This is a genomic window from Flavobacterium sp. FlaQc-47 (assembly GCF_044006475.1).
Taxonomy (GTDB): Bacteria; Bacteroidota; Bacteroidia; order Flavobacteriales; family Flavobacteriaceae; genus Flavobacterium.
Genome location: NZ_JBIPCQ010000007.1, coordinates 141,083 through 152,288, shown reverse-complemented (window position 1 = coordinate 152,288; position 11,206 = coordinate 141,083). Strand labels below are relative to the sequence as shown.

The 11,206-nt window shown below is 33.5% G+C and carries 10 protein-coding genes; 7 read left to right on the top strand and 3 right to left on the bottom strand.

What is annotated here, in order from left to right; genetic code table 11:
- Positions 1 to 15: 15 nt before the first annotated feature.
- Positions 16 to 3,039: a SusC/RagA family TonB-linked outer membrane protein gene (locus tag ACHRVX_RS20230; protein ID WP_395335583.1), complete on the bottom strand. Its 3,024-nt coding sequence runs from the start codon at positions 3,037 to 3,039 to the stop codon at positions 16 to 18.
- 505 nt (positions 3,040 to 3,544) lie between these two features.
- Between ACHRVX_RS20230 and ACHRVX_RS20225 the strand changes: the two genes are divergently transcribed.
- Both ACHRVX_RS20225 and ACHRVX_RS20220 read left to right on the top strand, forming a co-directional pair.
- A complete protein-coding gene (locus tag ACHRVX_RS20225; RefSeq protein WP_395335582.1) occupies positions 3,545 to 3,793 on the top strand; it encodes a helix-turn-helix domain-containing protein in 249 nt (82 codons plus the stop codon).
- A gap of 300 nt (positions 3,794 to 4,093) precedes the next feature.
- Positions 4,094 to 4,657, top strand: a complete 564-nt coding sequence (locus tag ACHRVX_RS20220) for a hypothetical protein (RefSeq protein ID WP_395335581.1) — start codon at positions 4,094 to 4,096, stop codon at positions 4,655 to 4,657.
- 74 nt (positions 4,658 to 4,731) lie between these two features.
- On the opposite strand, the gene ACHRVX_RS20215 is transcribed toward ACHRVX_RS20220, so the two are convergent.
- Both ACHRVX_RS20215 and ACHRVX_RS20210 read right to left on the bottom strand, forming a co-directional pair.
- Complete coding sequence (locus ACHRVX_RS20215) at positions 4,732 to 4,908, bottom strand: histone H1 (protein ID WP_395335580.1); 177 nt, start codon at positions 4,906 to 4,908, stop codon at positions 4,732 to 4,734.
- A 79-nt stretch (positions 4,909 to 4,987) separates the two neighbouring features.
- On the bottom strand, positions 4,988 to 6,649 hold the full coding sequence (locus ACHRVX_RS20210; protein WP_395335579.1) for a tetratricopeptide repeat protein: 1,662 nt from the start codon (positions 6,647 to 6,649) through the stop codon (positions 4,988 to 4,990).
- A gap of 342 nt (positions 6,650 to 6,991) precedes the next feature.
- On the opposite strand from ACHRVX_RS20210, the gene ACHRVX_RS20205 reads away from it, so the two are divergent.
- The 5 genes from ACHRVX_RS20205 (at position 6,992) to ACHRVX_RS20185 (ending at position 11,196) form a co-directional block, all read left to right on the top strand.
- Complete coding sequence (locus ACHRVX_RS20205) at positions 6,992 to 7,642, top strand: hypothetical protein (RefSeq protein WP_395335578.1); 651 nt, start codon at positions 6,992 to 6,994, stop codon at positions 7,640 to 7,642.
- 294 nt (positions 7,643 to 7,936) lie between these two features.
- Complete coding sequence (locus tag ACHRVX_RS20200; RefSeq protein ID WP_395335577.1) at positions 7,937 to 8,824, top strand: helix-turn-helix transcriptional regulator; 888 nt, start codon at positions 7,937 to 7,939, stop codon at positions 8,822 to 8,824.
- Positions 8,825 to 8,858: 34 nt separating this feature from the next.
- Entirely contained in the window at positions 8,859 to 10,061 is a 1,203-nt protein-coding gene (locus ACHRVX_RS20195; protein ID WP_395335576.1) for a hypothetical protein, read from the top strand.
- A 196-nt stretch (positions 10,062 to 10,257) separates the two neighbouring features.
- Positions 10,258 to 10,731 (top strand): hypothetical protein, encoded by a 474-nt coding sequence (locus ACHRVX_RS20190; RefSeq protein ID WP_395335575.1) that lies wholly within the window; start codon positions 10,258 to 10,260, stop codon positions 10,729 to 10,731.
- 174 nt (positions 10,732 to 10,905) lie between these two features.
- Entirely contained in the window at positions 10,906 to 11,196 is a 291-nt protein-coding gene (locus tag ACHRVX_RS20185) for a DUF4134 domain-containing protein (protein ID WP_241676577.1), read from the top strand.
- The last annotated feature ends 10 nt before the right edge of the window (positions 11,197 to 11,206 follow it).

Here is an 11,206-nt window from a genome sequence, read left to right as displayed (position 1 = left end):
ATTTTAATTATTAGGTTAAAAATTGAATTGAAGTCCAGCGGCAAACACTTTTAATGGAGGGAGGTATCCTACTGCTGTAAATTCCGGATCTGGTCCGTTATATTTTGTGAAAGTCAAAAGATTCTGGCCCTCAAAGAAGATCCGGCACTTAAAATCCTTTAGGGGAATATCGTAAGAGATTGAGATGTTCTTAAGGCGGATAAAAGAAGTATCACTGATTGGACCGTCACTTTCTGCATAATTGCCATATGCAGTTGTAGCTTTAGAATTTGTACCACTTGTAAAAATTTGATATGCGTTTGTGTTTCCCGGTTCTTTCCAACGGTCGGCAATTTCAGCAAGCTGATTTGTCTGTGATCCGGGTATTCCAAAATAAGAAGTGGCACTATAATTTTTTTGTTTGGCAAATTGAAGCAGGAAATCAAGGTTCCAGTTCTTATATCGTAATGTATTCTGTAAACCTCCGTAGTATTGAGGACTAAGATCGATTATTGCTTTTTTATCATCCAGGGAAGTGAGTGAGCCATCTTTGTTTATATCTTCGAAATTATAGATGCCGGTGTTTGGATCAACGCCAGTATAATGATATACCTTTCTAATATTAAGAGGCTTGCCTATAACCAGAGTGTTGGCATAAGTTGATCCGGTTAGATTTGGAAATTCCAGCAATTTAGTTTTTGCAAAAGTTAGATTGAAGCTGCTTGTCCAGTTCCACTCATTATTTTGTAAATTTACAGTGCGTAAACTCAGTTCTATTCCTTTGTTTTGAACTGTTGCATTTAGATTTGCCTGAATAGATGTAAATCCGGTTGTACCAGGCAATGGAATGCCTGTAAGTTGATTAGATGATCTGTTTTCATAATAACTAGAAGTAAGAAATATTCTATCTGCCAAGAAACCTACTTCTAATGCGGCTTCCAGTTTTTTATTGGTTTCCCATCCAAATTCGGGATTAAATAATCGGCTTGGCTGTAATCCTGAAATGCCTCCATATTTACTTCCTGAAATGCTGTAAGTATCCATATATTGATAATCGCCTATTTGGTCACTACCGGTTGTCCCATAACTTGCCCTTAGTTTCCCAAAACTTAAAAAGGAGCTGTTTTTAAAGAGGTTTTCCCTTGAAAATAACCATGCCGCTCCAACAGCTCCAAAGTTGGCAAACTGATTTCCGGGACCAAAACGGCTAGAGCCATCTCTTCGACCCGTCAGGTTTATTATATAACGCTCTTTAAAATTATAGTTGATACGCGCAAAAAATGCCTGATATTTATAGACTGTCTGATCGGTCTGCAGGATTGATATGGTTGTTGCTGAAGACAGGTTATTTATAAGGCTATTACTGGCAAAACCGGAAGCATACTGAACCAATAAATTGGCCTGCTGTGATTGGAACGTACCGCCGGCCAGTGCATTTACTGTACTTGAACCAAATGATTTTGACCAATTAAGCTGAGGTTCTATTATCCATGATTTGCGCTCAAAATCGCCAACAATCAATGTTGAATTTTCAGGGCCAAAACCTGATGAAGGGTTAAATCTTGTCGAAGGATTTGTTGTATTTTCCCTATTGATTAAATTGGTATAGCCGATGTTTGTTTGGAGCTTTACATTCTCCAAAAGGTCATAAGACAGCAGCATATTGGCCATAAGATCATTGGTTAAGGCCTTATATTTTCCTGTAAGGTTTCGAAGTGGATTGGAATACGTATTGTTTTCCCAATTCAGGCTTCCATCAGCATTATATAGCGCAGGCGCATTGGGAGCAATAGCAATTGTCTCCCGCATCAGGTCAACACGAGGCTGATTATTATCCTGTAGTGTATACCCAAAAGTGATGTTGGCCTTGAATCTTTTGTTCTCAGATTGGTGATTGACATTCACGTGAAAATTTCCCTTTTTGTACCTAAAGCTTTGGGGGAGGATTGTCCCTTGGTAATTGTAATTACCACTTACTAAAAACTGGGTTTGTGCAGATCCGCCAGAAAGTGAAGCTTGTAGATTATTTATCTCGGCAGTACCTCCAAGAATTTCTTTTTGCCAGTTGGTATATCTTTTCTGATCCCATGTTCCATTTACGTCATAGGCAGAAGACGGGATTGCTTTAATGCCATCATTGTTATAAGCTTCCTTACGCATCTGTATGTACTGTTCAGTATTCATGAGATCCATAAAATGGGTAACAGTTGCGGCTCCGGTATAAACTTTGGCCGAAAATTTTGTTTTACCTGCCTTCCCGCTTTTTGTTGTGATCAGCACAACACCATTTGCACCTCTGGATCCGTAAATAGCAGTTGCATCTGCATCCTTTAGGACCTCGACGCTTTCTATCTGATCAGGGTTTATACTATTGAGCGGATTGGGCTGCGTTGGCAATACCGCAGAAGGTGTCCCAGAGCCAATAGGATCTGAGGAGTAGGGTACACCGTCAATGATATATAAAGGATTATTTGCATTGAGCCGGAGACTATTTTGTCCCCTAATTTTAATATCAAATCCTCCACCAGGCGTTCCCGTTGTCTGGGTAACAAATACGCCTGGCATACGTCCCTGCATTGTCGCCAGTATATTTGTTACTGGCTGGTTTTCTATATCCTTGGCAGTAATTCTAGCTATATTTCCCGTACGCTCACTCTCTTTTACCGTGTAGTAACCGGCGTTGATCCTAACTTCCTGTAAAGTGGTTGTTTCAGATATTAGGGTAATGTCAATTTTAGTACGGCCGTTGACTGCTAATATTGCTGTTTTAAAACCAATAAAAGAAACGACAAGTGTATCATTTGCCGATGCAGAAAGAGAATATTGTCCGTTGTAATCGGTTATGGCCGATGTATTTGTTCTGTTTTTGACAAGAATACTTACTCCGGGTAAAGGAACAGATCCATCAGTAACGATTCCTTGAATCTGATGTTGTTGGGAAGATGGGGTGAAATTCCGATTTAAACTTTTAGCGGATAAGGATGAAAAAGACAAAAGACTTCCTAAAAAAATTAGGCAATAAAGAGCTCCTCCATCCTTATAAAATGAAAAATTATTCATAATATTGGGATTGGTTAGTTAAATATGATTTGATTAGCTACGGTCCTCTATGGTTGTTTGGCGACGAAATAGAGGGCCATTTTTTTGTGATTAAATAAACGGCTTACTAATCACAACGAAGATTTTTAGTTCACAGGCAAAAAAATTAAAGGTTCGACTTTTCGTGATTCGAAATTTAAAATGATGCAAATTGGCTAAGAAAATATAAGAGAGTAAAAAAAAGGCATGGAACTCATCTTACTGAACAGAGGTACTGGCGGCACCAACCACAATAAGTGAGCCCACGCCAATGACGTGAGCATCTTACTTATCCTCTCGTGGTTTTAAAAACGCCAGTTTTCTGTTCGAGATTCAAAGCGAATGCTTCAAATTTTTTTATATGAAGAATCGCAAAAATACATTACTTTACTGTAATGATGTAACAAATGTAATAAATTTTTTAACGTGGTAATATATTACCACGTTAAATTCTTCGAATTTAAGCAAATTGCCTAAAATAAAGGCTATGATCAACGAAAACACTAAAAAGGAATTCATCATCCAATTCGGTACTCAGCTAGGGCAAATAAAAAAGGACAAAGGTTTAAGTTACAGAAAAATTGCTGAAAATTGTGATCTAGACGCTAGCTTTATAAGTAAGATTGAGAAAGGTACGGAAAATATAACTTTAGAAACTATACTTAATTTGTCCTACGGACTGAAAATTCAACCAAAAGAACTTTTTGAATTTAAAGTGGATTTAGAAAAAGAATAGTCACATTTCTATTATCACTTCTTTAAATTTATTCAAATTTAAAGTTATTCCATCTTTTGAGATTAAGATTCATTTGATGATTTATAAATAGAGATTGGAAGTGCTGGAATGTTAATATCTGCGATGAATTTTATGGACAAAGTTCGCGATAGAACTTTAGAGCTAGAAGAGATACTAAATAGACTAGCTGAATCTTGAAAATGATTTATACAAGAGTAAACAGCCTAAATTTTTGGTGGTATTTTTTTATCTTTTGTAGGTCTTTATTCAACGATCGAAAGCACAAAATAATATTTAATTATGGGATTGAAAGTTAGCACAATTGCCGCATTATCTGGTAACATTGAAAGGGATTATTATTTATATATACTAGACTATTATAATTGGGATGAACCTATCTCAAATACTTTGCGGAATAGCTTTGATAAGATAGCAAAATTTGCTGCAGAAAACGAGGCGGTAGTAATTCAGGGAATTCCTGAAAGTCACTTTTATAATGAATTATTTTCTTGGGAAAGTATTAATGGAATTGATCCTTCGGAAATTCTTCCTGCACTTATGATTACAACATTACATCCTAAATATTTCTTAGATGCCCATAATAATCAGCTTGAAGGTGGAATTCCGGAAGATAAGTTAATTTTTATCGAACTTAAAAAAGTTTGTCAGACACCAAACGATGTGATTAATATTATTCAAAAAATAATGATTGACATAAAGAATAAAAAGGAAATCAAAGATTTTAAAATTAAGGCCGAGTACAAAAAAGGCATTGGAAAGAAAATTAATGATTGCTTAATTTTAGAACCTAACATCGGCGGATTAGGATTGAATATTAATAAAATAATTGACGGTTTTCTCTAAAGAATTTAATATTAAACTCTTCTAAATCAGTAATAAAAATGCCCTCGAAAATTAGAGGGCACTAAGGCAGAAAATTACTTCTTAGACTCCTCAATAGAAACTTTTCTAAACTCTTTTAAAAGTTTTTCGATTTCTAAAGTTGACTTACGAGCTCTTGCTCCGGCAGCTTTTACACCTTTTTCAACTAGCGAATTTGATTCGGCTTTAAAAATTTCAATTTCAGTGCTGATTTTTACGATTAGATCTTTCATAATATTTTTTTAATTACTTGGCAAAAGTATATCTTTATATTGAATACTTTTAGCTTCAAAGCAAACAATAAATAATTATTCATTCATTATTTATCCTATCAATAAAATATGCTGTAGGCATTCCCGTTCTAGTCTTAAATGCTTTGGCAAACTGTTGGGTGCTGCTAAATCCTGCCTCTTCTGCTAAAGCGGTATTTGTATATTTTCTAATTCTTTTATCTTCTTTTAGAAGTTTTATTAAATAATCTATTTTTAGGTCATTTATAAATTCTACAAAACCTTTTTCTTTATAATGAAGTAGAATTTTGGAAAGGTACTTAGAATTTGTATTAAGGGAAATTGCGACTGTAGCTAGTCGTAAGTTTTTGCGTAAAAATTTTTTCTCTTTTGCAAACTGATCCAGCTTTTTGAGCACATGTATAACAGTCTCATTGGGTATATCCATCATGTCTGACTTTTTATTTTTGACAGTATGGTCAGCTTGTGAATTAAGCATTACCTCCTCATACTTTCTCTTATATATATAGTGATTTTTATAATTGCGATATGTTAGAAATAGAGTTGCCATAAATAGCAATAAAATTATAGTGATAAATAGGATATCATAATATCTGGCCCTATTTAGTTGTTGGGTAATCTGATCCTTTTCAACCAGTAGTTCTTTAGTATCATATTGTTTATGTAAGTTGGTAACCAAATATTTATAAGTCTCTTGCAACAAAGAGTCTGCACTAATGAGCTGATCGATATAGTATAATTGTTTTTTTACATTACCAGTGCCTTTATAATATTTAATTAGTAACTCATAAACTTCTATCTGATCAGGTCTTAAATATTTTTTTTTATTAAAAATTTTATCCACTTTGAAAAAGTAAGACAGTGCTATTGCTTTTTTTTCTAGCGCCCAATAGTTCTTACCCAGATAAAAATATCCAACAGATTCGTTTGCAAAATCTTTCTTTTCTGCAATTATTCTAGTGGAGGATTCAATTTTTTTTATTGAAGAGCCATGATTTTGTTTAAAGAACTCGTTGATTCCCTCAGATTGATTAAAGTATGGATCTAAATCCGACAATTCCAATCTTTTACTTTCGGATAATCCAGTAGTATTGGTCCTTGATGACATATCGTAATCTCCGATTTTTGTGTAACAAAGGGCCAGCGAATGAAGGGTTGTTAAATAAGCAATTGAATTCCTATCTCTGAAGTAAGCAGCACACTCACTAAATAGGGAAATAGCCTCATCATAAAAGCCCAGATAATATTTAATTTGAGCAATTTGATGTTTGACTTTAAATTTTAGATAACTATCGGCAGTTCTGGAAATGTAATTATTTGCAATAATGTAGTTATCAAAGGCATTTTTATATTCTTTTTGCCCATAGTAAACAATCCCTTTTGAAAGATATGCTGACCCCATTAATGCATTCTCACCACTCTTTTTGGCAGTATAAACCATGCTGTCAGCATAAACTAGTTTAAATTTTGCCTTAGATTGATGCAAAAAATTCTGATAAGCATAGACAAGTTCATCAAAATTTTGTTCTTTTCTTGATTTCTTAAGATAGGCCAAAGTATATAATCTAGCTTTTGCGCTGTCATTTTTAAATTGGAAAATTTTATCATCCAGATATTTATATGACTTGTTTTTTAAAGAATCTGAAATTTTATATACGCTTTGTTGCGCAGTACCTAATTTAAATGCGAATATGAATATTACGGCAAGAATATGATTTTTCATGTATTAATACTTTATTAATTAATTATTAATTTTTGAAGGAAATATCTTTATTATGAAAGGTAGTATTGATGATAAATTCGCTCAAGAAACTCAATCAAAAATAGCGTAAAGTATTGAATTTTAAACACTTAACAGTGTTAAATTCTGATACCGTTTTCAAGGAAATCACCATGTGGTTTTCCTTGAAAGTAATAAGTGTTTGTTTGTAGGAAATTTTGTGTCTGTTTAGATTTGTTTTGAATTCAATAGCAAATTATTTGACATGGTGCCAAATAAAAGTTCTGTTAATCTGGATGAAACGAACTGAGAAGAAATTCTCCCTCACCTTCAAACTAATAAATTATGAAAAATTTTATATTATCTATTACCTTCCCCATTGTACTATTTTCCTGTTCAACTGATGAGTTATCAACACCAGAGAAGACACTAATTCCACAAATAGACCAGAACAATGACACATTGTACCAAATGCCATCTTCCAACCCTTTTGATAAGCTGGGAGTGGTTTTTTGCAATAAACGGAAATTGTTTAATGAATTTGATGTTAATCTCAGTTCAGAGAAAGATATAAAGGATGAAATTAAATTGCTTTTCAAAAATTCGAGGCCAGATCAAATAACAGGTTTAGCGCCTGATCCGTTGAAAAAACTTTTAAAAGTTATAGAAAATTCGTCACTGAGCGTAAGGGGAAAGTCAGATTTAAAAAATTATATCATTTATCTATCAAATATACAGGGAGAAAGATATGATATGGTTTACAGTTTTATAGTGTCTTATGTAGCTGCAATATTAAATGCCTCCGATTTGAATACTATGGAAAAGAAAGTAATTTTAAAAGTTTGCTCGATATCAAAGTATTCTCTTTACTACGAGGCAAGTAGGCGGGATCGTGATTGGGAAACTGCAGTAACAAACAGAAGGACACGTATGACACCCAATAAGATCGAGCTTACCTTAATTTGTTTGGCAGTTATGCTTGAGAGACTTCTATAGGTTAATTGACTATTACAAGCTACGAAATGAAACTACAGATCATTTTTTATTCAATATTGATCCTATTTAATTTGGTTAGTCTCTATTTCATTATAGATCTTTTCAGCTATGATGAAATAGCCGGCTACCTCTTAAATGGCAAAAAAAAGACATGCCCATTACGTGCATTGGCTTATATGCTATACATTACTAGTTTACTCAATCTTTATTTTTTATCACTTACATTGATAAAAAAACGGTTTAGAGCTTCATAGTAAACTGCTGTAATATTTGTATTACTGTAATATAAAGAGCATGATTAAAGATTTATTAAATGCTAATCTGGACAAACTTCCTTTTGAAGGTCTAGATGTGAATATCATTAAAAGATATATTATTGAGAGTTCTGAAGAAGAATCTTTCGTGGCAAAAAATTTATCAATTCTACTAGTTAGATCAGGCCGTTTTAAAATTAAGTTGCAGAAGAATATAAAGGATTTATCTTCCAGGGATCTCATTATAATTCCTAAAGATTCTTATTGTACCGTACTTGAAGTGCATAATAAACTCCAACTGTTTATAATGACAATTTCTTCAGAATTTGCCATTAAAAATTTCCTAAAAAAAGAGCTAGTAGATTCCTTTCATTTTTTTCTTAGGAATGAACCTGTACAGTATGTGTTGGAAGAAAGAGAATTTTTAGTGCTCTCACTTATTTACAGATTGATTTATTTTGTAAACAAAGATTACAAGGAATCTGATTTTGATGCTGAGCTGAAGCGTATTAGTCTGAATTTGTTTTTGTATGAATTGAAAATGATCTACTCAAAATATTCAGATGATACTACCGCAAATTTTAATAAAAATGAAAGTCAGGTTATCCGTTTCCTTACGATATTATCTATACACTACAAAAAACAGCACCATGTAAGATTTTATGCAGGTGCCTTGCATGTAACTGCAGGTCATTTAAGTAAAATCGTTCGAAATGTGACGGGTAAAAGCGTGAAGATCCTAATAATAGAATCGCTTATAAATGAGGCTAAAATTTTACTGCTGGACTCACAACTCACAATTGCAGAAATTGCAGACGAACTGGAATTTAGAAGCGTGTCAATTTTTTGCATATTTTTTAAAAAGCATACATCATTTTCGCCTACTGAATACAGGTCGAATACTATTGATAGGTTTAAAGATCAATAGTATTCACTACTATTAATTGTAAATCAACGTTAGTATGGAAAATAATATATATCCGTTTGAATGGCTGGAAACAATAATATTTAAAACCTTAAGTCCTAAATTAAACAATGCAATATCGCTATCTGCAGACAATTTATACGATATATCTGAAGATGTAGTTACTGAATCTCATAAAGTACAAATGCATATAAAAAACGAGATATTTTCGCTTAAAAAGAAAAGGCAAATCCGTCTAACTGTTCGAAAATACCACTCTACATTAATATTTCTTTTGGATAATATAATGGACAGAAGAAATAACGACACGTTTCAGTCAGCGCAATTACTCTCTACAATTGATATTATAATTAGCAGTCTGGATGAACTGCTTTCCTTTATTGAGGCTCGTTTTTCATACTTTCTTAGTTTGGATGAAAGAGTTCCTGTAACTTACTTAATTGTTTCCAGAAGGGAACTGCAGTTAAAGCTTAACAGAATAAAATCAATCGAGCTAAGGAATGAATTCGATAAGATATCTATGAGTAATATAATCGCTGAACTGACTTCAATAATTGAAGTTAGTAATAATATAAAATTTACATATCGACAAATCCTGTATTTGAGAGACATACTGAAAAGCCTCGAACTGCTTGACTATTCAATTGTACCAACTTCAATATTTTCTGCATTAGATGAGTTACTTGTAAGTAAAAATTTTAATTCGTTGAGCTACATAACAAATATTACTGAGAGACTTACAAATAGTATGAAGCCTGATTTATCCCTTTCTGCAAAGCTTAGCACTTTGCTTCTGTACTATAAAGATTTTAACCACTTGTATTCCAATGAGAGAATTACTCTGGATCCAGGACTGCAGAATATCAAAGATGTATTAGATAAATGGTTTAAATTCGAAATAGAATTTTTGAATAATAAGATTGAATTAGAGCATGGTTTAATCACAGGTGCAGGTAACAGTGGTGAGCAAGTGGAAAAGGAAAAAGATAATAAAATTGAATGTATATTATCAACTGACCAAATGGGACTGATTATAAGAGCAACTGATGAGGCAAGAATTGTCAAGGCGAAATCAATGACTCTGGTTTTTAAAACTATAGTGCCTTATTTATCAACTCCACACAAAAAAAGCCTGTCTTATCAATCCGTTAGAAGCAAATCGTATAATGCTGAGGAAAAAGACAAGGAAATTGCAATTCAAACTTTAGAAAAAATCATTAAAAAAATAAGAACATACTAAATTATACAGCAAAAAATACTCTCTTACTATCAATGTTTACAGTATTTGTCCGGGGTACAAAGGGTACAGTAAAAAAGTTGTACTTGTAGAAAAGCCATTCTAATCGTTCCTTTGACTTGTAGAATAAATCATATCCAATTTTAAGATAATGATTTACATAGACGAGATGAATGTTGAATGATAAATGATGATGACTATGTTTACAAATGTTTCATGGCGCAGCTACCTCGCTGCCGTGGGTATATTACTATTGATTTGGTATTTGGTATTAATACTAAAATTTTACAGTAAGGATTTAAGGGAACTTTTTTCGGGAGATAAGAAATTCAAATTTCCTGCATTAAAAAAAACTTCTAGAAACGAATTAGAAGACAGAAGAGAACAAAAATCGTTGTCTTCCTCTTTTTCAGAATCGTTTGATACTTTAGAAGATGCCGAAGAACTCTCCACTCGTATAGTGCAGGCAGTAGAAGAAAGCTCTCAAATGAACTTATCAAAAGAACAATTTCAAAATTACCTTAAAATGGTACTGGAAGGGTACCCATACGTGAAGATCTCCTCTTTACGTGAAAACATAAATAATCTAATAGTCTCTGAAAGCGAAAAGCACCCGCAGTTCTATTTAACGTTTGCCGAAGCGGATACGCTGTGGGAAGAGACTATTTCCTAAAATTCAGCGGAGGAATAATCCCTGTTCTCTCTGGTGCGGTATGGCTTTATGTGACAGGAAATAGAGTTGCAACGGCGATATTCCTCTGCTTTTTAAAATTGATATAAACTTTAAAAATGATGTGTGATGAGAAAATGCTGGTGGAAATTAAAGGAATTAGACGAAGAAAAAGTAATGTCATATTGCATTCTTGCATTGATGTTAGTATACGAGACGAGAATTTATGCGCAGGATGGTGTAGCCGGAATTAACGAGGCGAACCAAAAAGTAAGGAGTTATTTTGATGCAGGTACAGAACTTATGTATGCTGTTGGTGCTATACTGGGTCTTATAGGAGCGGTTAAGGTTTATCAGAAATGGAATGCGGGAGATCCTGATACAGGTAAAGTAGCCGCCGCCTGGTTCGGCAGCTGTGTGTTTCTAGTTGTGGTAGCCACAGTAATTAAATCCTTCTTCGGGGTTTAAAGACAAGATC